The organism is Pseudomonas sp. HMWF032 (genome assembly GCF_003060885.1).
In the GTDB taxonomy this organism is placed as follows: domain Bacteria; phylum Pseudomonadota; class Gammaproteobacteria; order Pseudomonadales; family Pseudomonadaceae; genus Aquipseudomonas.
In genome coordinates this window covers 674500-698249 of record NZ_QAIG01000005.1, presented here as the reverse complement: position 1 = coordinate 698249, position 23750 = coordinate 674500, and the positions used below count along the sequence as shown (strand labels likewise).

General features: G+C 60.6%; 20 protein-coding genes. 6 read left to right on the top strand and 14 right to left on the bottom strand.

Translation table 11 applies throughout. The annotated features are described in order from the left end of the window. Window positions 1–10: 10 nt before the first annotated feature. The 6 genes from DBR00_RS05955 to DBR00_RS05930 all read right to left on the bottom strand — a co-directional run bounded on the left by DBR00_RS05955 (window position 11) and on the right by DBR00_RS05930 (window position 5849). A complete protein-coding gene (locus tag DBR00_RS05955; protein WP_108486902.1) occupies window positions 11–157 on the bottom strand; it encodes a DUF2256 domain-containing protein in 147 nt (48 codons plus the stop codon). Next, window positions 154–1689 (bottom strand): cryptochrome/photolyase family protein, encoded by a 1536-nt coding sequence (locus DBR00_RS05950; RefSeq protein WP_108486901.1) that lies wholly within the window; start codon window positions 1687–1689, stop codon window positions 154–156. Before DBR00_RS05950 ends, DBR00_RS05955 begins: the two co-directional genes overlap by 4 nt. Window positions 1690–1700: 11 nt before the next feature. Beyond that, window positions 1701–2006 carry a DUF6482 family protein gene (locus DBR00_RS05945; protein ID WP_108486900.1) on the bottom strand — a complete coding sequence of 102 codons (306 nt, stop codon included), beginning with the start codon at window positions 2004–2006 and terminating at the stop codon, window positions 1701–1703. Between the two features lie 139 nt (window positions 2007–2145). After that, entirely contained in the window at window positions 2146–2640 is a 495-nt protein-coding gene (locus tag DBR00_RS05940; protein WP_108486899.1) for a TIGR00645 family protein, read from the bottom strand. Between the two features lie 206 nt (window positions 2641–2846). Continuing rightward, entirely contained in the window at window positions 2847–3188 is a 342-nt protein-coding gene (locus tag DBR00_RS05935) for a hypothetical protein (protein ID WP_108486898.1), read from the bottom strand. A 198-nt stretch (window positions 3189–3386) separates the two neighbouring features. After that, on the bottom strand, window positions 3387–5849 hold the full coding sequence (locus DBR00_RS05930; protein ID WP_108486897.1) for a Lon protease family protein: 2463 nt from the start codon (window positions 5847–5849) through the stop codon (window positions 3387–3389). Window positions 5850–5985: 136 nt separating this feature from the next. Between DBR00_RS05930 and DBR00_RS05925 the strand changes: the two genes are divergently transcribed. Next, complete coding sequence (locus DBR00_RS05925) at window positions 5986–7620, top strand: cation:proton antiporter (protein ID WP_108486896.1); 1635 nt, start codon at window positions 5986–5988, stop codon at window positions 7618–7620. A gap of 2 nt (window positions 7621–7622) precedes the next feature. Here DBR00_RS05925 and DBR00_RS05920 read toward each other — a convergent pair whose 3' ends face one another. Further along, complete coding sequence (locus DBR00_RS05920) at window positions 7623–7943, bottom strand: TraR/DksA C4-type zinc finger protein (RefSeq protein WP_108486895.1); 321 nt, start codon at window positions 7941–7943, stop codon at window positions 7623–7625. Window positions 7944–8086: 143 nt separating this feature from the next. Further along, window positions 8087–9754 (bottom strand): energy-dependent translational throttle protein EttA, encoded by a 1668-nt coding sequence (ettA, locus tag DBR00_RS05915; RefSeq protein ID WP_108486894.1) that lies wholly within the window; start codon window positions 9752–9754, stop codon window positions 8087–8089. Window positions 9755–10093: 339 nt separating this feature from the next. Between ettA and DBR00_RS05910 the strand changes: the two genes are divergently transcribed. The 3 genes from DBR00_RS05910 to DBR00_RS05900 all read left to right on the top strand — a co-directional run bounded on the left by DBR00_RS05910 (window position 10094) and on the right by DBR00_RS05900 (window position 16157). Beyond that, window positions 10094–14272: a bifunctional diguanylate cyclase/phosphodiesterase gene (locus tag DBR00_RS05910; protein WP_256582935.1), complete on the top strand. Its 4179-nt coding sequence runs from the start codon at window positions 10094–10096 to the stop codon at window positions 14270–14272. Between the two features lie 123 nt (window positions 14273–14395). Continuing rightward, entirely contained in the window at window positions 14396–15649 is a 1254-nt protein-coding gene (glyA, locus tag DBR00_RS05905; RefSeq protein ID WP_108486892.1) for a serine hydroxymethyltransferase, read from the top strand. 136 nt (window positions 15650–15785) lie between these two features. Beyond that, window positions 15786–16157, top strand: a complete 372-nt coding sequence (locus DBR00_RS05900) for a PilZ domain-containing protein (RefSeq protein ID WP_108486891.1) — start codon at window positions 15786–15788, stop codon at window positions 16155–16157. A 56-nt stretch (window positions 16158–16213) separates the two neighbouring features. Here the strand turns inward: DBR00_RS05900 and radA are convergent, their stop codons facing one another. The 3 genes from radA to DBR00_RS05885 all read right to left on the bottom strand — a co-directional run bounded on the left by radA (window position 16214) and on the right by DBR00_RS05885 (window position 18421). Continuing rightward, window positions 16214–17578: a DNA repair protein RadA gene (gene radA / locus DBR00_RS05895; RefSeq protein ID WP_108486890.1), complete on the bottom strand. Its 1365-nt coding sequence runs from the start codon at window positions 17576–17578 to the stop codon at window positions 16214–16216. A gap of 237 nt (window positions 17579–17815) precedes the next feature. After that, window positions 17816–18094 carry a YdcH family protein gene (locus tag DBR00_RS05890; protein ID WP_108486889.1) on the bottom strand — a complete coding sequence of 93 codons (279 nt, stop codon included), beginning with the start codon at window positions 18092–18094 and terminating at the stop codon, window positions 17816–17818. 84 nt (window positions 18095–18178) lie between these two features. Further along, window positions 18179–18421, bottom strand: coding sequence for a YdcH family protein (locus tag DBR00_RS05885; RefSeq protein ID WP_108486888.1), 243 nt, complete (start codon window positions 18419–18421; stop codon window positions 18179–18181). A 210-nt stretch (window positions 18422–18631) separates the two neighbouring features. Between DBR00_RS05885 and DBR00_RS05880 the strand changes: the two genes are divergently transcribed. Next, window positions 18632–19300, top strand: coding sequence for an EAL domain-containing protein (locus tag DBR00_RS05880; protein WP_371920633.1), 669 nt, complete (start codon window positions 18632–18634; stop codon window positions 19298–19300). Window positions 19301–19367: 67 nt separating this feature from the next. Beyond that, entirely contained in the window at window positions 19368–19781 is a 414-nt protein-coding gene (gene mscL, locus DBR00_RS05875; RefSeq protein ID WP_108486887.1) for a large-conductance mechanosensitive channel protein MscL, read from the top strand. Between the two features lie 51 nt (window positions 19782–19832). Here mscL and DBR00_RS05870 read toward each other — a convergent pair whose 3' ends face one another. The 3 genes from DBR00_RS05870 to DBR00_RS05860 form a co-directional block, all read right to left on the bottom strand. Continuing rightward, window positions 19833–21386, bottom strand: a complete 1554-nt coding sequence (locus DBR00_RS05870; protein WP_108486886.1) for a TerC family protein — start codon at window positions 21384–21386, stop codon at window positions 19833–19835. A 322-nt stretch (window positions 21387–21708) separates the two neighbouring features. Continuing rightward, window positions 21709–22482 (bottom strand): ferredoxin--NADP reductase, encoded by a 774-nt coding sequence (locus DBR00_RS05865; RefSeq protein ID WP_108486885.1) that lies wholly within the window; start codon window positions 22480–22482, stop codon window positions 21709–21711. Window positions 22483–22588: 106 nt separating this feature from the next. Beyond that, window positions 22589–23584, bottom strand: coding sequence for a DctP family TRAP transporter solute-binding subunit (locus DBR00_RS05860; protein ID WP_108486977.1), 996 nt, complete (start codon window positions 23582–23584; stop codon window positions 22589–22591). Window positions 23585–23750: the final 166 nt, after the last annotated feature.

The window sequence follows — 23750 nt, the reverse complement described above, 5'->3', positions numbered from 1 at the left end:
TCCGCCTGCTCTAACCGCCAGCACTCGCCGAACGGTGGCGACGGCAGCGTTCCGAGCAGTACTTAACCTCATCCCAACACCGCGTCCATTTCTTGCGCCAGGCGAAGGGTAAGCCGCACACCTGACAGGTCTTGACCGGCAGTTCGGCCTTTTTCATATCACCTCACCGGCATCCAGCCGCGCCAGCAGTTGCTCGCCGCGCGCCCACAACCCCTGCTGCTTGACCTCCCCCATCTTGTCCAACCCCCGATAGATCATGCCCAACCGAGGGTTACCGGACAGCTGCTCGCGGTGACGCATAAGGAAATGCCAGTACAGCGCATTGAACGGGCAGGCCTGCTCACCCACGCTTTCCGTGACCTTGTAGGCGCAGTCACCGCAGTAGTTGGACATGCGCTTGATGTACTGACCACTGGCGCAATAAGGCTTGGAGCCCAGGTAGCCACCATCAGCGTGCATCACCATACCCAGGGTATTGGGCAGCTCGACCCAATCGAAGGCATCCATGTACACCGCCAGGTACCAGTCGCAAACCTGGCGGGGCTGGATACCTGCCAGCAGGGCGAAGTTGCCGGTGACCATCAGCCGCTGGATGTGGTGGGCATAGGCATGTTCCAACGTCTGGCCGATGGCCTGACTCATGCATTTCATGCGGCTCTTGCCGGTCCAGTAGAACGCCGGTAACGGCCGAGTGTTGCCGAAGGCATTGCGCTCGGCATACTCCGGCATGTGCATCCAGTAAATGCCACGCACGTATTCGCGCCAGCCAATCAACTGCCGGATAAAGCCTTCCGCGGCGTTCAACGGCACCTGACCGCGCCAGTAAGCCGCCTCAACATCGGCACACAGGCGGCGCACGTCCAGCAGACCAACGTTCAGCGCCGCGCTGATCCGCGCATGGAACAGAAACGGCTCACCCACCGCCATAGCGTCCTGATAATCGCCAAAAGCCGGCAAAGCGAAATCGAGAAAGTGCTGCCACAGCGCCTCGGCCTCGGCATGGGTCACCGGGTAATCGAAAGACGCCAGACTGCCGTAATGATGACTAAAGCGCTCGGCCACCTGCTTCAGCACGTCCTGGGTAATGGCGTCCGCCGGGAAGCGCGCCGCCATCGGCGCCTTAATGTGCTTGGGCAGCGCCTTGCGGTTTTCCGCATCGAAGTTCCACGCACCGCCCACTGGCGTGCCGTCGCCATTCATCAATAAACCGGTCTTACGCCGCATTTCGCGGTAGAAGAACTCCATGCGCAACTGCTTACGCCCTTCGGCCCAGCAAGCGAACTCGTCACGAGCGCAGATAAAACGGCTATCAGCATGCCAGGTGATCGGTAAGCCACAAACCTGCAGAGCCTGCTCCAGCCGCCACTCTCCGCATTCTGTGAGATGCACCTCGGCCGCCTGCAACTGCGTAGCCCAGCGCTGCAACTCACCTGGCAGCGAGCCGCTATTCTGTGCGTCATCCAGCTTGACGTAGTGCACGCGCCAACCGCGCTCGCGCAGGGCCTCAGCAAAGTGGCGCATGGCACTGAAAATCAGCGCGATCTTCTGCGGATGGTGCGGCACATAGTCGGTCTCTGCCGCCACTTCAGCCAGCAGCACAGCATCCTGCTGCGGATCGAGGGCCTGCAGACTGGGCAGATCGAAGGACAACTGATCACCCAGCACCAGGGCAAGCCGGCGAATAGCCATAGGCAGAGTCGTTACCAGGAGGAATTGAAGGAAATCGGCACGCGCAAGGTGTCTTGGCTGCCATCCTGCATGCCGCACATCTCGTCATGCACCACGGCATGCACCAGATGAAAAGGCAGGCGTGGGAGATCATGCAGCAGATCTCGAGCATGCTCGACTGAGCGCAGGTGCAAGGTCTTGCCATGGCCATCGCTAAGCGGATGAGCGCGTCCTTCCATATGCGCCTCCAACAGATAGATACCACCCTCAATAGAAATCAGGTTAAGGGCATCGATATGCCCGGCATGGGCGTGCAGCGAAAGATCTTGAAGGTTCATGGCATATCCTCATGCAAGCAAAGTTATACAGAATTCCATACAAATACAATTCTTGTACAACACAGCAAAAGCACAAGGCACAAAGCAAACCGCCCGTCCGTTTTACAACGGCCGGGCGGTGAGTCGCACAGGTCATGGATCAGTGGTCGTGCTTGGTCAACTTGTCCAGATAGCCCATGGCGAAGGCTGAAAGCACAAAGGCCATGTGAATGATCACATACCACATCAGTTTGCTGTCTTCGATGTTCTGCGCATTCATGAAGACCTTGAGCAGATGAATCGAGGAAATCGCCACGATGGACGCCGCCACTTTCATCTTCAGCGAGCTGGAGTCCATCTTGCCCAGCCAGCTGAGTTTTTCAGTGCCTTCCTCAATATCCAGCTGGGACACAAAGTTTTCGTAACCAGAGATCATCACCATCACCAGCAGACCGCCGACCAACGCCATGTCAATCAACGACAGCAGCACCAGGATCAAGTCGGCTTCAGCCATGGCAAACACGTTCGGCAGGATATGGAAGACTTCCTGGAAGAACTTCAGCGCCAGGGCCAACAAGGCCAGCGACAGGCCGAAATAGATGGGAGCCAGCAGCCAGCGGGAGGCGTACATGGCGTTTTCGATAAAGCGTTCCATAAAGGGCTCACTCAGGGGTTCAAAACTGCCGGCGAGTATACCCAGCGTACTGGGCCAGACAAGACTGACATAGCACAGAGCATGCACTTGCCGGAGCTATCCCCGCCAACTGTGGATAACCTTGTTCATGGGGTCAGGATTAATGACTGCAGGCCCGCCCGAGCAAGGCTTTACAAGGGCTGTACACGTCAGCGCCAGACTGCCACTCAGGTTTCTGGGCGGAACTGACAATGGCTAAGCGGATGCCCGCGTTCACCATTCAGCTGCCGCAGCCGGGCCTGGATATGCAGGCGCCAGATGGGCACGTCAACACAGGGCTCATAGCCCATGCCGCGAAGGTTATCGGCAATGTCAGCGAGGATGCTTTCTGCCTCACAAGCCCCGTGGAACGGGCCTTGCGCCTTGATGGCAGAGGGTTGCGAACCGGACATGCCGGCCGCGCAGATCAGCGTCCAGAGACCGTTGTTGCCGGCCAGTGGCAGTACCGCACACTCAATCCGGGTATCCAGGCCCAGGCAATGGCGGGTGAGATTGAGGTTGCGCGACATGGCGACGACCCTCTCGGAAGCAGGCATTCAGCCTACACCCGAGCACGCACCAGTGGGAAGCCAGCAGTTATCCCCACAAGCTGTGGATAACTGTGTGGATGAAGTGAGGAAAAGGCGAGCAGAGCCAGTCGCCCTGCCCGCCCGAACCATTCGTTCAATGACTGACCAGCCACCGGACGAATGGTGCATATACACCTGTCATTCCGCTGTTGGCTTTTTCGCCCGCGGCTTCTTCTCCTTGGCCGCAGCCGCCGGCTCCTCTTTCTTAGGCTCCTCCTTATCCTCGTCCTCCATCCCCATGGCGGCGATATCGCGCAGGCGCTCAACCACCCGGGCATTGACGCTGCCCGCGGGGAATTGCCCCTGCTCATTGGGCGACCCGGCCTCTTCACCGACCAGCAGGCCCAACGCCTCGTCGACATGACGCACAGCATAGATATGGAACTGCCCGGCACGCACCGCCTGCAGCACCCGCTCATCAAGCATCAGGGTGGTGACGTTGGAGTGCGGGATGATCGCCCCCTGCTCACCGGTCAAACCGCGTGCTTCGCAAAGGCGGAAGAAGCCTTCGATCTTCTCGTTGACCCCACCCACCGCCTGCACTTCACCAAACTGGTTGATCGAGCCGGTAATGGCGAAGCACTGCTTGAGCGGCGTGCGCGACAAGGCCGAGATCAATGTGCAGACCTCACCCAGCGAGGCGCTGTCACCGTCGACATAGCCGTAGGACTGCTCCAGGGCGATGCTCGCGGAAATCTCCAGGGGGAATTCCTGGGCATAGCGGCTGCCGAGGTAGCCGGTGAGGATCATCACGCCCTTGGAGTGGATCGGCTGACCCAGATTGACCTCACGCTCGATGTCGACGATGCCGCTGCCACCCGGATAGACCGTGGCGGAAATCCGCGCTGGCACACCGAAAGCCGAGTCGCCGACTTCCAGCACAGTCAGGCCGTTGCACTTGCCCACGGCCGCGCCGGCGGTGTCGATCAAGATGATACCGGCCAGCATGTCGTCGATGATCCGCGCCGACACGCGACCGGTGCGGGTGGCCTTGGCCTTTAGCGCGCGCTCGATATGCCCGGCGTCGGTCACCTCATCCCCAGCCAGGCTGCGGATAAAATCGGCTTCGCTGACCAGTTGAAACAGATCACCAATACGCGCCGACAAACGCCCCTGATGCTCGGCCAGGCGCGCGCTGTAGGTCGCCACCCGCGCCACAGCAGCAGCGGTCAGCGGCGCCATGCCCTCTTCCGAGGTGCGGGTTTTCATCAGCTGGGCGAACTGCTCCAGGCTGTCGTCGGCCAGCGGGATGTCTTCATCGAAGTCGACCAGCACACGGAACATCTCCTGGAAGTCCGGATCGAGGTCCTGCAGCGTGTAATACAGCTGACGCGAGCCGATGATCACCACCTTGAGGTGCAGCGGAATCATCTGCGGGGTCAGGGTCACCGTGGCGATGCGGCCGAGATCGCCCAGCGGCGACTCCATTTTCAACTGGCGCGATTGCAGGGCGCGCTTTAGCGCATCCCAGACAAACGGCTCACCAAGCATCTTCTCCGCTTCAAGAATCAGAAAGCCGCCGTTGGCGCGGTGCAATGCGCCTGGGCGCAGCTGGCGGTAACTGGTGTAGAGCGCGCCCTGATCGGTGTTGTATTCGATACGACCAAACAGGTTGTCGTAGGTCGGGTGCGGCTCGAAGACCACCGGTGCGCCGCCCTGGGCGTGATGACCGACCACCAGGCTCGGGCAGTACTGCTCTTCGAGCAGCTTGCGGGTCTGGGCGTCGGCCTTTTCCACTTCGACCAGTTGATCGACCACGGTCTTCAGCAGATTGACCTGCACCGCCTGCAGGTAGGCGCAGACCCCGGCGTTTTCCGCGTACTTCTGCGACAGCGGCGCCAGCAGCGGTTGCAGGGCAATGGTGATGGTTTCTTCATTGAGCTGACGCAGCAGGTTGCTCGACTCGCGCTTCCACTGCGGCAGGCTGGACAGCTCCTCGTTGAGGCGTTCTTCCAGGGTGGCGATATCGGCATGGAAGCGCTCGCGCTCGGCTTCCGGCAGCTGGGCAAACTCGGCCTCATCCAGCGCCTTGCCATCGAGCATCGGGGTGAAGGCGATGTTGCTGCTGTCACGGTATAGCGCGACGCTCTTTTCCAGCGACAGGCGCTCGACCACATCCAGGGCCTGGTCGTAGCGCTTGTTGAAGTCGCGGTCGATGGCGTTTTTCTTCTGCTGGAACGAGGGGTGCTCGAACACCGCCGGGAAAGTCGCCAGCAGGTTATCGATCAGGCCGTTGATGTCAGCGAGAAATTCGCCGGCAGTGCCGGACGGCAGCTCCAGCGCGCGCGGCTCGCGGGGCTCGTCAAAATGGTTGACGTACACCCGGTCAGCCGGGGTCTCCAGGCGCTTGGCTTCAGCCTTGAGGTAGCGTTTGACGAAGGAGAAACGCCCGGTACCGGGCTCGCCCATGACAAACACGTTATAACCGGGGCGCGGCATCGCCACGCCGAACTGCAGTGCCTCGACGGCGCGCTCCTGACCCAATACGCCACGGAAGGGCTCCAGGTCTGCGGTGCTGGTGAAATTGAACTGCTCGGGAGCAAAAGGGCGGGTCAGGGATTCAGGCGCAAGGCGCAAATGGGCTGCGACGGAGTCTGGCATTGGAAATCCTTGGACAGAGGGGCTGGCGAAATAATCACCCCATCAGCCTTCATCCACAAGCCGTATGCTTGACGCAACGCAAGCGCAGCCTCGATGGAGGCTCCTACAATCACGCCCAACTACCGAGGAGTGCTGCATGAATCTGTTTCAGGAGGTCGCCATCCTGCTGGCCCTGTCCGCGGTGGTTGGGGGCATCGCGGTCAAATTGCGCCAGCCACTGATCATCGCTTATATCCTGGTGGGCATTCTGGCTGGGCCTGCCGTGCTGGGCCTGAGCAGTGAGAACGAACCCCTGCAGCTATTGGCGGAAATCGGCATCACCGTACTGCTGTTCGTGGTCGGCCTCAAACTGGACATGCGCCTGGTCCGCACCCTCGGCCCGGTAGCCTTGGCCACCGGGCTGGGTCAGCTGAGTTTTACCATCGTCTTCGGTTTCATCCTCTGTTACCTGCTGGGTCTGGAATGGCTGACCGCCTTGTATGTGGCCGTTGCCCTGACGTTCTCCAGCACCATCATCATCGTCAAGCTGCTCTCTGACAAAGGCGAGATCGACTCGCTGCACGGGCGCATCGCCATGGGCTTTCTGATTGTTCAGGACATTGCCGTGGTGCTGGCCATGCTGGGCCTCAACCTGTACCAGCCGGGCACCGCCGAGCAACCGGCGATGTCGCCATGGCTACTCAGCCTCACGCTGCTGGGCAGCCTGGCGGTGTTGTTTCTACTAATGCGCTACGCCCTGCCCCGGCTGCTGAACATGATGGCGGACTCCCCGGAGCTGCTCATGCTGATGGCCATTGCCTGGGGCACCCTGCTGGCAGCCGGGGCGGACTCGCTGGGCCTGTCCAAGGAAATTGGCGCCTTTCTGGCCGGGTTTTCCCTGGCCTCCACGTCACTGCGCGAAGCCGTGGCCAGCCGCCTGACCAGCTTGCGCGACTTCCTTCTGCTGTTCTTCTTTCTGCACCTGGGTTTGCAGCTGGACTTTGCCTATATCCACGGTCAAGTCGGCAGCGCGCTGATCCTCTCGGCCTTTGTCCTGATCGGTAACCCGTTGATCGTCATGGCGATCATGGGCTGGATGGGCTACCGCAAACGCACAGGATTCATGGCCGGACTAACCGTGGCGCAGATCAGCGAGTTCTCCATCATTTTCGTGGCCATGGGCATCGGCCTTGGACATATCGGCCAGCCGGCGCTGGGCCTGACGACGCTGGTCGGGCTGATTACCATCACCCTGTCGACTTATATGATTCTCTACGCACAACCGCTGTTTGTGCGCTTCTCGCCCTGGCTGGGCGTATTTGAACGCGCCATCGCCCACCGCGAGAACGCTGACGACACGGCAGCCCCCGGCGACCAGCCGGATATCATCGTATATGGCATGGGCCGTTATGGCCGCAACCTGGCCAGCCAGTTACAGCAAGGCGGAAGGCGGGTACTGGGGGTGGACTTCGACCCACAGGCGCTGGCACAAGCCCGCGAGGAAGGCCTGACCGTGTGCTATGGCGACGCCGAAGATGCGGACTTTCTCAGCCATATGCCACTCAGCCACGCCCAGGCCCTGATCAGCACCATTCCTCAGCGCGAGGTCAACGCCATTCTCCTGCGCGCCTTGCGCAGCGCCGCATTCAAGGGCCAGATCACCCTCAGCGCCTTTCGTGCCGGCGACGCCGAGGCGTTGCATCACGCCGGAGCCGCCAGCGTCCTGCGGCCATACAGCGATGCCGCCGAAACGGCAGCGCGTCGTCTGCTGGCAGAAATCCGGCAGCGCTGAATTCAATACCGTTCAGCGCAAACCAGGCAGTACTCCGCAATCGGTAACGCTTCGAGTCGTTCCGGGCTGATGCGTGATCCACAGCCCAGGCACAGTCCGTAGCGCCCTTCAGCCAGACGCAGTTTGGCCAGGCCGACCTGGCGCAATGCATCCTCGGCTTCTAACAACAATGCCTGCAGAACGTCATCGTTCTGCCGCAGCTGAGCTTGGTCGCCGGCGGCCATCGCGTGGCGATTCGCCAGGTCGCGCCGAATCGCATGGGCACGTGCAGTGTATTCATTAAGCAGACGGTAAAGCGTTATCTGAGGATCGAAACGGGTCATGGCAGTATTCCTCGCAATACAGCCTGAACAGTTTGCGCCGGCCTATCACCGGAAAACTGCCGCAGATCAGTGAAAGAACACTCTCTGCCTGTGCGCCACAAACAAAAACGGAGCCTTGCGGCTCCGTTTAATAACGAACTGGCTTATTGGGCCAGCTTCTTGTACCGCACGCGGTGCGGCTGCGCGGCAGCATCACCCAGGCGCTTCTTGCGGTCCGCTTCGTACTCGGTGTAGTTGCCTTCGAAGAACTCGATGTGCGAGTCATCTTCGTACGCCAGAATGTGCGTCGCCACACGGTCCAGGAACCAGCGATCGTGAGAGATCACAATGGCCGCGCCGGGGAAGTCGAGCAGCGCTTCTTCCAGCGAACGCAGGGTTTCCACGTCGAGGTCGTTGGACGGTTCGTCCAGCAGCAGCACGTTGGCGCCCTCTTTCAGGGTCAGCGCCAGGTGCAGACGGCCACGCTCACCACCGGAAAGGTCTTTGACGAACTTCTGCTGGTCAGCGCCTTTGAAGTTGAAACGACCGACGTAACCGCGCGACGGCATCTCGTAGTTGCCGACCTTGATCATGTCGAAGCCATCGGATACGGCTTCCCACACGGTCTTGCCGCCGTCGAGGTCGTCGCGGCTCTGATCAACACAGGCCATCTGCACGGTGTCACCGATTTCGATGCTGCCCGCGTCCGGCTGCTCTTTGCCCATGAGCATGCGGAACAGGGTCGACTTACCGGCACCGTTACCGCCGATCACGCCGACGATGGCACCTTTGGGCATGCTGAACGACAGGTTGTCGATCAACATGCGGTCGCCGTAGCCCTTGCTGACGTTGACGAAATCGATGACCTTGTCGCCCAGTCGCGGGCCAACCGGGATATAGATTTCGTTGGTCTCGCTGCGCTTCTGGAATTCCTGCGACTGCATTTCCTCGAAGCGCTGCAAGCGGGCCTTGGATTTGGACTGGCGGGCTTTGGCGCCTTTGCGCACCCACTCCAGCTCTTCCTTCATGGCCTTTTCATGGGCTGACTGCTGCTTGGACTCCTGAGCCAGACGATCCGACTTGGCTTCAAGCCAGCCGGAGTAGTTGCCCTCGTATGGAATGCCCGCGCCGCGGTCGAGTTCGAGAATCCAGCCGGCGACGTTATCCAGGAAGTAACGGTCGTGGGTAATCGCCACGACGGTGCCCTGGAAGTCGTGCAGGAAGTGCTCCAGCCAGGCCACCGAGTCGGCGTCCAGGTGGTTGGTCGGTTCGTCCAGCAGCAGCATGTCGGGCGCCGACAGCAGCAAGCGGCACAGCGCCACACGGCGCTTCTCACCACCGGACAAGTGCTCAACCTTGGCATCCCAGGCCGGCAGACGCAGGGCATCCGCCGCCACTTCCAGCTGACGCTCCAGGTTGTGGCCGTCGCTGGTCTGCAGGATGGCTTCCAGTTTGGCCTGCTCGGCGGCCAGCTTGTCGAAGTCGGCGTCCGGTTCGGCATACGCGGCGTACACCTGATCCAGGCGTGCCTGCGCATCTTTAATGTGGCTAACCGCCTCTTCCACCACGTCCCGCACCGTCTTGCTCGGGTCGAGTTGCGGCTCTTGCGGCAGGTAGCCCACGTTCAAACCGGGCATCGGCCGCGCTTCACCGTCGAACTCGGTGTCTACACCGGCCATGATTTTCAGCAGGGTGGATTTACCCGAGCCGTTGAGGCCGAGTACGCCGATCTTCGCGCCTGGGAAGAACGACAGGGAGATGTTCTTGAGGATTTCCCGCTTCGGCGGTACGACTTTGCCGAGCCGATGCATGGTGTAGACGTATTGAGCCATGATGACCTTGGTTCTGGGTTGAAACGAAAGAGAAGCCGCCAACTGATGCGTGCAGCCTGAGGCTACACGGCGGGGACGGTGCCGCCAGGCGCACAGCGTCGTTCGTACAGTCGCGCGCGCGTGCGGCAAAGCTACCGGAATGCGCGATACAGGGCAAACAACGCTCGTCGGCTGCGCTGGCACTTTGCCACGGTTATGGCATGCTACCCGCCCCCTGCAGTTAGCCCATGCGAGCATCCTCAGGGGTCAGTCCTATCGCGCAGTCCCAGGATGCCTTCGTTGTCAGCAGCCACGCCCCCTTCCCATCCTCGTACGCCCGGCGTCTTATCGGCCGAAGCGATGCGTGGACCGACCCGCGGCGCGGTGGTGGTGCTGGTGTTAAGCATGCTGGTGCTGCTGCTCTGGCAGTTGCGCCAGGAGTCCCAGCAACTGCTCGACAACCAGCGTCAGCTGGGCCTGGCCTACAGCTCACAACTGGCCAACCATCTGAGCCTGAACATGGACCTCAAGGCCAGCGCCGGCCAGGCGCTGCTGCAAAACCATAAAGTCCCGACGGGTAACGCCGACGAACTGCTGCAGACCCTGCGCAGCGTATTTCCCACCCTGCGCAGCCTGGCCTGGCTCAATGCCCGAGGTGAGGTGCTCGCCGATAGCCATGCACCGAGTGATGACGCGCTGTACCTGAGCGAGCTGCTGCAGCGCAGCCAGGGCGAAAGCTTTTTCTACGCGTTCAGCGCCAATGATCGCGGGCGTATCTATCTGCTGCTGCGGCACAACCCAGACAGCCCGGCCAGCGGAGTATGGGTGCTGCGCCTGAGCAATCAGGCGTTGAGCGGCTGGCTGCAGAAACATCATCAGAGCCCGCATCAATGGCTGCTGGAAGACCGCAACGTACAGCGGGTGCTTGCCAGCAATACCACCCAACACGATGACATCACCACCATCGCCCCTCCCGTTACCGCCGAGAACCTTGACCAAAGCATGCTGGAAACCCCGCTCAAGGGCAGCGACTGGCAACTGCGCGCACTGTTCAATGAGCGCAAGGTACGTGCCCAGCAACTGCCGCAGCAGGCCAGCAAACTGCTGTTGTTTATTCTCTGCGCCACCCTGACATTGCTGGCACTGTATCGCCTGTTGCGTGAACAACGCGCCTTGCACGCGCTCAACAGCGCCTCGCGGCGCTCCTTGCAACAGGCCGCCAGCGTCCTTGGCGCCATTGAAGAGCGGGTGCTGGTCACTGACAGCAACGGTCAGCTGCAATACCTCAACCCGCAAGCTGAAGCGATGTTCGGGCTGAGTTCCAGCGACGCGCATGACTGGCACCTGCTCGACCTGCTGCCACGCCTCGACCCACTCCTGCTGCACGACACGGCATTGCACAACGACCTGGGCCCGGACCTGGTAGAAATCCAGGAAAATGGCCACACCCATCTGTTCGATATCAGCCGCAGCGACCTCAGCGAAGACAACCGACGTACCGGCTTTGTCTGGGTGCTGCGCGACGTCACCGAAGAGCAGCGCGCCTCACAGGTGCTGCAGGAGACCCGACGGCGCTACCAGGACATCTTTGACGGCACCGGCACCGCGCTCTGTGTACTTGACCTCGCCGAGCTGAGCAGTTACCTGCGGCAAAACCAGGTGCGCAGTTCGAACGAGCTGCAAGGCTGGCTGGAGCGCGACCCACAACAGCACACCGAAATCTGCCAGCGCCTGCGCCTGACCGAAACCAACCAGGTAGCCCTGCAACTGCTGGGTGTAGAGTCCAACCAGCAGGCCTGGCAGCACCTGTTCAACAGTGGCCGCCTGCGCCCGGACGGCTTCCGCATGCAACTACTGGCGGCGCTGCTCAATGGCAGCAGGCAGTTGGAGATGGAGCGCCAGATCCGCACGCCACAAGGTCATGATCGTCACCTCTGGTTGCTCTTGCGCCTGCCGGAAAGCATCGACGATCTGCAAGCGGTGACACTGAGCATCAGCGACATCACCAACCGCAAGCGCATCGAAACCTCACTGATCGAACGCGAGCGCTTCTGGTCGGATGTGGTCAAGGCCGTTCCGGACACCATTTATGTGCACGACATGTGCAGCCAACGGGTGATGTACAGCAACAACCATCTCGGCCCGCAACTGGGTTACAGCAAGGCCGAGGTGCATCAGCTGGGTGAGCGCATGTGGGAGAAAATCCTGCACCCTGATGATGTCGAGCTGTATCAGCGCATGCGCAATATCCAGCAGGTGGTCGGCAACGGTCTGTTGATGCAGTTCGAACTGCGCTGGCGGCACCGTGACGGCAGCTGGCACTGGTTTGACATCCGTGAGCAGGCGCTGGCGCGCGACGAGCAGGGCCGGGTCAGCCGTCTGATCGGCGTGGCCAAGGACATCACCGAGCAGATCACCCACAGTGAATCATTGCGCACCAGCGAACAGCGCTATCGCCTGCTGGCGGAAAGCATCAGCGACGTGATTTTCTCCACCGACAGTCACCTGGAACTCAATTACGTCAGCCCGTCGGTCAAGCCTGTGCTGGGTTACGACAGCGAATGGGTGCTGGCCAACGGCTTTCAAAGCCTGGCGACCAATCCACGCCAGCTGATCGGCGTCTATGAGCTGCTCGATCGAGTGCGCAACGCCCTTGGCGACCCGCAGCGCCTGGCCGAACTGCGTGAGCAATTTCGCCCACAACTCTTCGTGTTCGATGCACTGCGCGCCGACGGCCAGAAAATTCCGGTGGAGCTGCGCCTGGTACCGATGTGGGATGACAGCGGACGCTTCGAAGGCCTGCTCGGCGTCGGTCGCGACATCAGCCTGCAGCGCCGCGCGGAAAAAGATCTGCGCATGGCCGCGACGGTCTTCGAACACTCCACGGCCGCGATCCTGGTCACCGACCCGGCCGGCTATATCGTCCAGGTCAACAACGCCTTCAGCCGCGTCAGTGGCTACAGCTCGCGGCAGATTCTCGACCAACTGCCCAATGTACTGACGGCCGATACCCAGCAGGCCAGCCACCTGGCGTATGTGGTTCGCCAACTCAATCAGCAAGGCAGCTGGGAAGGCGAAGTCTGGCTCAAGCGCAAGAACGGCGAAAAATTCCCGGCCTGGGTCGGCATTACAGCCGTGAAGGACGACGACGGCGACCTGGTCAGTTACGTGTGCTTCTTCAGCGACATCAGTGAACGCAAGGCCAGTGAGCAGCGTATCCACCGTCTGGCCTACTACGACGCCCTCACCCAGCTGCCCAACCGCACGCTGTTTCAGGACCGCCTGCACAACGCTCTGCAACACGGCGAACGGCACCAAGAGTGGGTGGTGCTGATGTTCCTCGACCTCGACCGTTTCAAGCCGATCAACGACTCTCTCGGCCACGCCGCCGGCGACCGCATGCTCAAGGATGTAGCGGTACGCCTGAGCGCCTGCGTGGACAGCGATGACACCGTGGCACGCATGGGCGGTGACGAATTCACCTTGCTGCTGCGCTCCCAGCCTCAGCGAGATACGGCCGTCACGCGCGCCATTCATGTCGGTGAGCAGATTCTCGCCAGCCTGGAGCAGCCATTCATTCTCGAAGGCCGCGAGTTCTTCGTCACCGCCAGCATCGGCATCGCCCTCAGCCCGCAGGATGGCAACGAGCTGAGCCAACTGATGAAGAACGCCGACACCGCCATGTACCATGCCAAGGAGCGTGGCAAAAACAACTTCCAGTTCTACCAGGCCGACATGAACGCCAGCGCCCTGCAACGCCTGGAGCTGGAGAGCGACTTGCGCCACGCCCTTGAACAGGGCGAATTCCGCCTGGACTATCAGCCGCAGTTTTCTGGCGATGGCAAGCGCCTGACGGGTGCCGAAGCGCTGTTGCGTTGGCAGCATCCACTGCGTGGCCTGGTGCCACCTGGGGAGTTCATCCCCGTGCTGGAAGAGCTTGGCCTGGTGGTGCAGGTGGGCGACTGGGTGCTGCGCGAATCCTGCCGCCAGCTGGCGGAATGGCACGCTGCCAAAGTCCGGGTCCCGAAAATCTCCGTCAACCTCTCTGCTCGCCAGTTCGCCGAGGGCAACCTGCACCAGCGCGTGGAGCAAATTATCCAGCACAGCGCAATTCCGGCAGCCTGCCTGGAGCTGGAGTTGACCGAAAGCATCCTCATGGAAGACGTCACCAATGCCATGCAAACCCTCACCAGCCTCAAACAGCTGGGGGTGTGTATCGCCATCGACGACTTCGGCACCGGTTACAGCTCCCTGAACTACCTCAAGCAGTTCCCCATCGACGTGCTGAAAATCGACCGCAGCTTTGTCGACGGCCTGCCCCACGGCGAGCAGGACGGTCAGATCGCCCGGGCGATCATTGCCATGGCCCACAGCCTCAACCTCACAGTGATCGCTGAGGGTGTGGAAACCCTGGCCCAGCTGGACTTCCTGCGCGGCCACGACTGCGACGAGGTGCAGGGCTTCCTGCTCGGCAGGCCCATGCCGGCACACCAGTTCACTGCACTGTTCACCGGCACCGCGCTGTTCATGCTGAGCTGACAGCACATCTGGATGAGCCCCACTTGTCCGCCAGATGATCAAGCTTCATATGCCTGATCGCGCCGTATGGGTTAGAATTCGCCCCCTCTTTCTACCGCCCAGCTGATTTTTCAGGGGAATGCCATGTTCAGCCGTGATTTGACTCTTGCCCGTTATGACGCCGAATTGTTTGCCGCGATGGAGCAGGAAGCCCAACGCCAGGAACATCACATCGAACTGATCGCCTCGGAAAACTACACCAGCCCAGCGGTGATGGAAGCCCAAGGTTCGGTGCTGACCAACAAGTACGCCGAAGGCTACCCAGGCAAGCGTTACTACGGCGGTTGCGAATACGTCGACATCGTTGAGCAACTGGCAATCGACCGCGCCAAGGAACTGTTCGGCGCCGATTACGCCAACGTCCAGCCGCACTCCGGCTCGCAAGCCAACAGCGCCGTGTATTTGGCCCTGCTGGAAACCGGTGACACCGTACTGGGCATGAGCCTGGCACACGGCGGCCACCTGACCCACGGCGCCAGCGTCAGCTTCTCCGGCAAGATGTACAACGCCGTGCAGTACGGCATCACCGATGCCGGCCTGATCGATTACGACGAAGTCGAGCGCCTGGCTGTTGAACACAAGCCGAAGATGATCATTGCCGGCTTCAGCGCCTACTCGCAGGTCCTGGACTTCCCACGCTTCCGCGCCATCGCGGACAAAGTCGGTGCTTACCTGTTCGTTGACATGGCGCACGTAGCCGGTCTGGTTGCCGCTGGCGTGTACCCGAACCCGGTGCCATTCGCTGACGTGGTCACCACCACCACCCACAAAACCCTGCGCGGCCCACGTGGCGGCCTGATCCTGGCACGCGCCAACGAAGCGCTGGAAAAGAAATTCAACTCGGCCGTGTTCCCAGGTGGCCAAGGCGGCCCGCTGGAGCACGTGATTGCCGCCAAGGCCGTGTGCTTCAAGGAAGCCCTGCAGCCTGAGTTCAAGGCCTACCAGCAGCAAGTGATCAAAAACGCCCAGGCCATGGCCAGCGTGTTTATCGAAAACGGCTATGACGTGGTTTCCGGCGGCACTGAAAACCACCTGTTCCTGCTCAGCCTGATCAAGCAGGACATCACCGGTAAAGATGCCGACGCCGCCCTGGGCCGTGCCTTTATCACCGTGAACAAGAACAGCGTGCCGAACGACCCACGCTCGCCGTTCGTCACCTCCGGCCTGCGCATCGGCACCCCAGCCGTGACCACACGCGGCTTCAAGGAAGACGAGTGCCGCGCACTGGCTGGCTGGATCTGTGAGATCCTCGCCAACCTGGGTGACGACGCCGTTGAAGCCCGCGTGCGTGAGCAGGTTAAAGCGGTCTGCGCCAAGTTCCCGGTTTACGGCCACTAAGTATCCGCCGCGCTAAAAAGCCCGCCTCCTGGCGGGCTTTTTTATTGCGAGCCGAACCACGCCCAACACAGATAAAACCAAGCCAGCAGCATCAGCCTTGGCTATAGTGGATAAAACCTCGCAGGAGTTTCTTTGCATGAGCGATACAGCCAATGAGCGTCGCCGCTTTCAACGCATCGCGTTCGACGCACCGACCGAGATTGTGCAAGGTGAGCGCCGCTGGGCGGCCGAACTGCACGATATTTCAATGAAAGGACTGCTGATCAAGCGACCAAACGGCTGGAATGGCGACCCCAATCTATCGTTCGAGGCCAACCTGCACTTGGCCGATGACACCCGCGTAAAGATGGACGTGGTGCTGACTCGCACCCAGGATGACTTGCTCGGTTTCGTCTGCAGGCATATCGATCTCGACTCGATCAGCCACCTACGTCGCTTGGTGGAACTCAATCTTGGCAATGACAGCCTGCTAGAGCGCGAACTCGCCGCCCTCGGCGAAGACGAGTAAACAAACGAGTAACCCAAAAGGAGGCATCGGCCTCCTTTTTAGTGCCCATTGTTCAGCTACTCGAACAGCGCATCCAGCGCCTGCTCCAGGCGCGTTACGGCAATCACCTGCAACCCTGGTGGCGGATCTTTCGGCGCATTGCCCTTGGGCACAATGGCGCGTTTGAAACCGTGCTTGGCGGCCTCCTTGAGACGCTCCTGACCGCTGGGCACCGGGCGAATCTCCCCAGACAGACCGACCTCACCAAACACCAGCAGATCATGCGGCAACGGCTTGTTGCGCAGGCTGGAAATCACCGCAGCCATCAAGGCCAGGTCCGAGGCCGTTTCCAGCACCTTAACCCCACCCACCACGTTGAGAAACACATCCTGATCATAGGTCGGAATACCGCCATGTCGGTGCAATACGGCCAGGAGCATGGCCAGGCGGTTCTGATCCAGGCCCAGGGTGACACGGCGCGGATTGGCCATATGGCTGGTGTCGACCAGCGCCTGCACCTCCACCAGCATAGGGCGGGTGCCTTCCCAAGTGGCCATGACGATACTGCCGGGCACTTCTTCCTGGGCGCGGGTGAGAAAGATCGCCGAGGGGTTGGTGACCTCTTTCAGGCCCTTATCGGTCATGCCGAACACGCCCAGCTCGTTGATCGCGCCAAAGCGATTCTTCACCGCGCGCAGCAAGCGCAGACGGCCATCAGACTCCCCCTCGAAATACAGCACGGTGTCGACCATATGTTCGAGCACCCGCGGCCCGGCCAGCGCGCCCTCCTTGGTCACATGGCCCACCAGGAAGATCGCCGTGCCGCTCTGCTTGGCAAAGCGCACCAGCAACGCGGCACTTTCGCGCACTTGGGCGACGCCACCGGGGGCCGACTGTAGCTGTTCGGTAAAGATGGTCTGGATCGAGTCGATCACCATCACCTTGGGCTTTTCCAGGCGTGCGGTGGCAATGATGCTTTCGATGCAGGTTTCGGTCATCACCTTGAGTTTGTCTTCCGGCAAGCCCAGGCGGCGGGCGCGCATGGCCACCTGCTGCTGGGATTCCTCACCGGTGACATACAGCGCGGGAAAGCGCGTGGCGATATTGCACAGGGTCTGCAGGAGGATGGTCGACTTGCCGATACCGGGGTCGCCACCGATCAACACCACCGAACCGTCCACCAGGCCGCCGCCGAGCACGCGATCCAGCTCGCCAGACGCGGTGGAGAAACGCGGCACCTCCTCGACACTGACCTCGGCCAGGGTCTTGATCTGCGCCTGCTCGCCCGCCCAACCAGCGCGGCCACTAGGAGTGGCCGCATTGGCTTCGAGCAGGGTTTCCACCAGGGTATTCCAGGCACCACATTCGCCGCACTGGCCGGCCCATTTGGGAAAGGTCGCACCACATTCGGTGCAGCCATACATGCGCTTGGCCTTGGCCATGCCGGACTCCTCTGAAAGCTGAGCCCGGATCATACGAAATAGCTGGATATATTTACAGCCTTACGCACTTAGAACCTGTTCACGATCTCGCGAGCTAAAGCCATACAAGGCGCTACGTAGTGCCAGCCTCAGGCTGGACAAAACAGCGAGGACACAGCGTTTACGAGCTGTAAATGAGCAGTCCGAGCCTGTTTTTAACGCAGTAGGGCCGACGCACAGCAGGTCATGAACAAATTCTTATGACTTACAGCCGTTACCACAGCCACAGCACTGTCCGGCAGCGCGCTTTAGTCGGCGCGCGAGGTCGTCCTTGAGGCCTACTCGCTCCTGCTTGAGCGACAGCAAGGCTTCATCGGCCAGCACTTCGTTGCCGGTTTCGATACGGCAAATACGTTTGTCCAGACGTTCATAGGTGTCGGCCAGACGGGCGAAGTCAGAATCACTGACACGCAGTTCGTGCAGCGCGCCGCGCAGTTCGGGGAAATCTTTGATCAGCGGATGATGTTCAACGTGCATGCTGGCACTCCTTGGGGGTAGTCACTGCCTGCAGACTATCCGCCGAACCGGGAGCAGCACTTGATCCTGATCAACCGGGCAACGTTATGAAGCGTTGTGCAGGTAGCCGGCCAATTCATCCTTGAGGGTTACTCGCTGCATTTTCAGGCCCAGCAAGATGAACTCATCCATAGCAATGCGCCCACTCTCCACTTCATAGATACGCTTATCGAGTTCGTCATATTCCTCAGCCAGCCGGGCAAAATGCCCATCGCTGGCCAATAGGCTACGCAGCTGCGCCTGGTATTCGGGAAACTCGCGGCTGAGCGGGTGATGTTCCAACGGCATAGTGACATCCTCATGGCGGTTCTCGCTTGAGACTAGCCCACCCGAGTCGGCTCTGCCGCAGCCCGCGGAAATCAGAGCACAGGGGCAACGTCTGCTATCTTGACCGCGAGTGCTTGCAGCAGAGACAGGGCCATGGATTACAAACCAGCTTGTACGGCTTGCCGTGAGGGGCAGGCATTAGGCTTTCCCATCAGCATGGCCTTTTAGCCCATTATCAACCTGAGCACCGGCACCATATTTGCCCACGAAGCACTGGTCCGCGGCAAAGCGGGTGAGTCAGCGGGCAGCCTGCTGAGCAAACTCAACAAGGACAATCTCTACGCCTTCGACCAGGCCTGCCGGATTACTGCGCTGGAATGGGCGGCCAGGCTACAGGTACCGGCCATGGTCTCGATCAACTTTATGCCCAACGCGGTGTACAAGGCCGAGACCTGCATCCGCGCTACGCTGGAGGCGGCCAAACGCTTCAATTTCCCACTGCAGCGGATCATCTTCGAGGTCACCGAACAGGAGCAGGTGCTGGATATCGACCACCTCACCGGCATCCTGCGCGCGTACCGTAAACAGGGCTTTATGACGGCGATTGATGACTTCGGCGCCGGTTATGCCGGCCTCAATCTGCTGGCCGACTTCCAGCCTGATCTGATCAAGCTGGACATGCAGCTGATCCGCAATATCGAGCAGGACAGCGTACGGCAGATTCTGCTCGAAGCCGCCCTGCAGATGTGCCGAAAACTGAATATCCGGGTGATTGCCGAGGGCATCGAAAGCCTGGGCGAATTGCACGCATTGCGCGACATGGGCGTGGAACTGTTCCAGGGCTACCTGCTGGCTAAACCGGCATTTGAAGCACTGCCAGCCTTTCACCTGCCGAGCTGATAAGTAGCTGGCAAGTAATCAACCCTGGATTACACTCGAGCCAACCTTATCCAACTGGGAATGCAGCATGAGTATCATCAGTGAATTCAAAGCCTTTGCGGTCAAAGGCAATGTGGTCGACATGGCTGTGGGCATCATCATTGGCGCCGCGTTTGGCAAAATCGTCTCGTCCTTTGTCGGTGACGTGGTGATGCCACCGCTGGGCGTGCTGATTGGCGGCGTGGATTTCACTGACCTGGCCATCACCCTGAAGGCTGCCGAAGGCGATCTGCCTGCTGTGGTGTTGGCCTACGGCAAATTTATCCAGACTGTGCTCGACTTCCTGATCGTCGCCTTCGCCATCTTTATGGGCATCAAGGTGCTCAACAAACTCAAGCGCGAAGAAGAAGCGGCACCCGCAGCGCCGGCCCCACCGACCAAGGATCAGGAACTGCTGAGCGAGATCCGCGACCTGCTCAAGGCGCAGCACACCAAGGACTAACGCTGACGAATTGAAAAAGGCACCCGAAGGTGCCTTTTTATTGCGCCGCGTTTAATCAGCCAGAGGCGTGAGCAGCAGCTTGGCCACCCGGCGCTCCTTGACCTCGGTAACCGTCAGACGCCAGTCAGCGTACTCGACCTGATCGCCAATGATCGGCAATCGGTCGAGCAGGCTCATCGCCAGCCCAGCGATGGTCTGATAGTCATCGGTCGGCCTGGCCTTGAAACCCAAACGCTCACGCAGCACCGCAAGGTTAAGCGCGCCGCTGACGCGGTAAGCGCCGTCGAGGTTCTCGATATCCGGCCCATCCACTTCACTGGCATCCGGCAGCTCACCGGCAATGGCCTCAAGGATGTCGGTCAGGGTCAGCAGGCCTTCGAAGCCGCCAAACTCGTTGACCACGAACGCCACGTGGGTCGAGGCCTGACGCATCTGCTCCAGAGCACTGAGTACCGAGGCACTGTCCGGCAGATTGACCGGGGCACGCACCAGGCTTTCGATGTCCGGCTGCTCGCCCTTGAGCAATTCCTTGAACAACTCCTTCTTGTGGATATAGCCCAGCGGCTCATCCACGGCATCGCCACGCGACACCAGCAAGCGCGAGTGCGGTGACTCCAGCAGAGCCTGGTGAATCACCGCCAGCGGGTCATCAAGGTTAATCCGGTCGACCTGCATGCGGTCGGTCATGACCTTCTTGATCGACTGCTCGGCCAGGCTCAGCACCCCACTGATCATGACCCGCTCGCGGCGGTCGAACAGTACGGTTTCACCATCGCCGCCTTCCAGCATGTCGGCAATGTCTTCACCCACTTCATCGGCTTGCACCTTGCCGCCGAGCATACGCATCACCGCATGCGCCGTGCGCTCACGCAGACCACGCTCACCCTGCAGGCTGCGCTTACGGCGCAAACGAGCAAGCTGGTTGAACACCTCGATCAGAATCGAGAAACCAATCGCGGCGTACAGATAGCCCTTGGGTATGTGGAAGCCCAGGCCTTCGGCCGTCAGGCTGAAACCGATCATCATCAGGAAACCCAGACACAGCATGATCACCGTCGGCCGGGCGTTGACGAAGGCCGTCAGCGGCTTGCTCGCCACCATCATCAAGCCCATGGAAATCACCACGGCGATCATCATCACCTGCAGCTCGTCCACCATGCCCACCGCGGTGATCACCGCATCCAGAGAGAACACGGCATCCAACACGATGATCTGCGCCACCACCGGCCAAAAACGCGCATAGGTGCGACTGCCGGGCGCTTTTTGTGTGTGCCCCTCAAGGCGCTCGTGCAGCTCCATGGTGGCCTTGGACAACAGGAACACACCACCGAACAGCATGATCAGGTCACGCCCGCTGAAACTCTTGCCAAACACCTCAATCAGCGGCTCAGTCAAGGTTACCAGCCAGGCAATGCTGGCCAGCAGGCCCAGGCGCATCAGCAGCGCCAGGCTCAAGCCGATCAGGCGCGCACGGTCACGCTGCTCGGGCGGCAGCTTGTCGGCGAGGATGGCGATAAACACCAGGTTGTCGATACCCAGGACGATTTCCAGGACGATGAGGGTGAATAGGCCCAACCAGGCCGTGGGATCAGCGATCCATTCCATTTAGTGTATGGCTCTTGGGTCAGTTGAACGGGCACAGGCGAAGGCAACACGCAGGCACGGGCCGCGCGACAGGTTCATCGTCTGAGAAAAAGGTCGTGCAGCGGGGTGCTGCCGAGGGAGCATGCGCAGGGCTGCGCCGCTTAATTGCAGGGCCGCACTCGACGCGATTGGCGAGGGCGGCTTACATCTCTCACTGTCCATATAGTCCGGAAAAAGCCACAAGAAGGGAGCGATATTAGAGGCTGAGGCAGAAAAGCCTAAGCGCTAAAGCGTTACCAAATTTTCACATACCCCGGCGTCAGCACTGATGTTGCTCACTCACCTACCAGTAGTTCTCCACCGCCACCTGCCCCGGCCGACGACTCAGACTGAGCTGCAAGTCGCGCTGCTTCAGCAGCGCGCGGGTATCATCAATCATCTGTGGGTTGCCGCAGATCATCAGGCGCGAATGCTCAGGTTCCAGGCTAAGCCCTGCCGCCCGCTCCAGCTCGCCACTCGCCAGTAGAGTGGTGATGCGCCCATGCAGGCAATCAGGCACCTGCTCACGGGTGACCAGCGGCAGATAGACGAAACGCTCAGCGTATTCCTGCAGATGTTCCTGCTGCATCAGGCCCTGAATCAGCGGCTGATAGGCCAACTCGCGAGCCGTGCGCGCGCTGTACACCAGCACCACACGGGCAAAGCGCTGCCACACCTCCAAGCCCTGCAGAATCGATAGAAACGGCGCGAGCCCCGTCCCGCTGGCCAGCAGCCAGAGGTCACGGCCATCGGCAAAGCGGTCGAGGGTGAGAAAACCCAGCGCCTGTTTTTCTACCAACAGGCGGTCACCCACCTGCAACCGACTCAGCTCGGCGGTGAACTCGCCACCCGGCACAACGATGGAGAAGAACTCGAGAAACTCATCATGGGGTGCCGAGGCCATCGAATAGGCGCGCCAGACCACCGAGCCATCGGCCTTGGCGACGCCGAGCCGGGCAAACTGCCCCGCTCGGAAGCGAAAGCCCGCATCACGTGTACAGCGCAGGCTGAACAGGCTGGGCGACCAGACCTGAATAGAGGTAAGGGTTTGCTGGGTGTACTTGTCATCACTGGTCATGCGAGTACCGGACCTATGCAGGGTGCACAGGCCCAGTGTGGCGCAACGCTCGCCGAACAAACACCGGTAAAACCTGCGGGCTCTTGGCGTTGCCCTGAGCCCGCGCTTAGCGGCGGTTGACGGCCTGAGCGGCACGCAGCACATCGGCGCCGATTTCCGTTTCGTAGGTCTTCCACAGCGGGCTCAATGCAGCGCGCCAGGCGGCACGTTCATCGTCCGTCAAGGTGACCACTTTGGCATGGCCGGCGGCGATGATGCGCTCGCGGTCATTGTTGTTCAGCGCTTCGGCCTCCTTATTCACCGTAAAGGACACCTCATCGATGATCGCTTCCAGCTCGGTGCGGGTCTTATAGGGAATGCTGGTCCAGAACGCCTTGCTACTGATCAGCATGTAGCTCAGGGCGCCATGGTTAAGCTCGCTGATAAACGGCTGCACAGTGTCGACCTTCTGGCTGGCGATGTTCGACCAAGGCCCTTCGGTGCCCTGGATGGTGCCGGCCTGCAGCGCCTTGAACGCCTCGGCAAACGGCATCTTCACGGTTTTGGCGCCGAGCTGGCCAAACTGTGCCTGCAGCACCGACGAGGGCTGGATACGAAAGGCCAGATCCTTGGCATCCTCGGGCTTGCGCAGCTCGCGACTGGAGGTCAGCTGCTTCATGCCGTTGTTCCAGTAAGCCAGACCATAGATGCCCTGGTTGGACATGGCGTGCAGCAGCTCGCGGCTCTTGTCGCGCTTCTGGAAGCGCTTGACCGCCTCCAGGTCATCGAACAGGAACGGCAGGTCAAACACCTGCAGCTGTTTGGTGTAGGCCTCGAACTTGGACAGCGACGGTGCCAGCATCTGCACCTTGCCATCGCGCAATGCGTTGATCTCCTCGCCATCACCGAACAGCGTCGAGTTCGGGTAGACCTCAACCGCTACCTGGCCGGCCAGACGCTCTTCCACCAGTTTTTTGAACAGCAGCGCACCCTTGCCCTTGGGGGTGTCCTCGGCCACCACATGGGAGAACTTGATCACGATGGGAGCCTTGCCTTCCGCCTGGGCCGGACTTACCGCGACCAGCAACGCAGTGAAGGTTAAAGACAACAGGGACTTGAACATGAACATACCTTTTTGCAAATAGAACGCCGTGAAGCCTGCATAAGCAGGCCTCATTGAGTGGGGGTGTGGGCTATGGATGATTCGGCGGACGCGGCAGAGCAGCGGCGCAGTCCTGATCATCAGGCGCTACCAGATCGCAGCCGGGCGTAATGCTCGGGGCCTGGTT

Coding starts and splice junctions, on each gene's coding strand:
- DBR00_RS05955 (WP_108486902.1), bottom strand. CDS start 157: ATGAAAAAGGCCGAACTGCCGGTCAAGACCTGTCAGGTGTGCGGCTTA.
- DBR00_RS05950 (WP_108486901.1), bottom strand. CDS start 1,689: ATGGCTATTCGCCGGCTTGCCCTGGTGCTGGGTGATCAGTTGTCCTTC.
- DBR00_RS05945 (WP_108486900.1), bottom strand. CDS start 2,006: ATGAACCTTCAAGATCTTTCGCTGCACGCCCATGCCGGGCATATCGAT.
- DBR00_RS05940 (WP_108486899.1), bottom strand. CDS start 2,640: ATGGAACGCTTTATCGAAAACGCCATGTACGCCTCCCGCTGGCTGCTG.
- DBR00_RS05935 (WP_108486898.1), bottom strand. CDS start 3,188: ATGTCGCGCAACCTCAATCTCACCCGCCATTGCCTGGGCCTGGATACC.
- DBR00_RS05930 (WP_108486897.1), bottom strand. CDS start 5,849: ATGCCAGACTCCGTCGCAGCCCATTTGCGCCTTGCGCCTGAATCCCTG.
- DBR00_RS05925 (WP_108486896.1), top strand. CDS start 5,986: ATGAATCTGTTTCAGGAGGTCGCCATCCTGCTGGCCCTGTCCGCGGTG.
- DBR00_RS05920 (WP_108486895.1), bottom strand. CDS start 7,943: ATGACCCGTTTCGATCCTCAGATAACGCTTTACCGTCTGCTTAATGAA.
- ettA (WP_108486894.1), bottom strand. CDS start 9,754: ATGGCTCAATACGTCTACACCATGCATCGGCTCGGCAAAGTCGTACCG.
- DBR00_RS05910 (WP_256582935.1), top strand. CDS start 10,094: ATGCGTGGACCGACCCGCGGCGCGGTGGTGGTGCTGGTGTTAAGCATG.
- glyA (WP_108486892.1), top strand. CDS start 14,396: ATGTTCAGCCGTGATTTGACTCTTGCCCGTTATGACGCCGAATTGTTT.
- DBR00_RS05900 (WP_108486891.1), top strand. CDS start 15,786: ATGAGCGATACAGCCAATGAGCGTCGCCGCTTTCAACGCATCGCGTTC.
- radA (WP_108486890.1), bottom strand. CDS start 17,578: ATGGCCAAGGCCAAGCGCATGTATGGCTGCACCGAATGTGGTGCGACC.
- DBR00_RS05890 (WP_108486889.1), bottom strand. CDS start 18,094: ATGCACGTTGAACATCATCCGCTGATCAAAGATTTCCCCGAACTGCGC.
- DBR00_RS05885 (WP_108486888.1), bottom strand. CDS start 18,421: ATGCCGTTGGAACATCACCCGCTCAGCCGCGAGTTTCCCGAATACCAG.
- mscL (WP_108486887.1), top strand. CDS start 19,368: ATGAGTATCATCAGTGAATTCAAAGCCTTTGCGGTCAAAGGCAATGTG.
- DBR00_RS05870 (WP_108486886.1), bottom strand. CDS start 21,386: ATGGAATGGATCGCTGATCCCACGGCCTGGTTGGGCCTATTCACCCTC.
- DBR00_RS05865 (WP_108486885.1), bottom strand. CDS start 22,482: ATGACCAGTGATGACAAGTACACCCAGCAAACCCTTACCTCTATTCAG.
- DBR00_RS05860 (WP_108486977.1), bottom strand. CDS start 23,584: ATGTTCAAGTCCCTGTTGTCTTTAACCTTCACTGCGTTGCTGGTCGCG.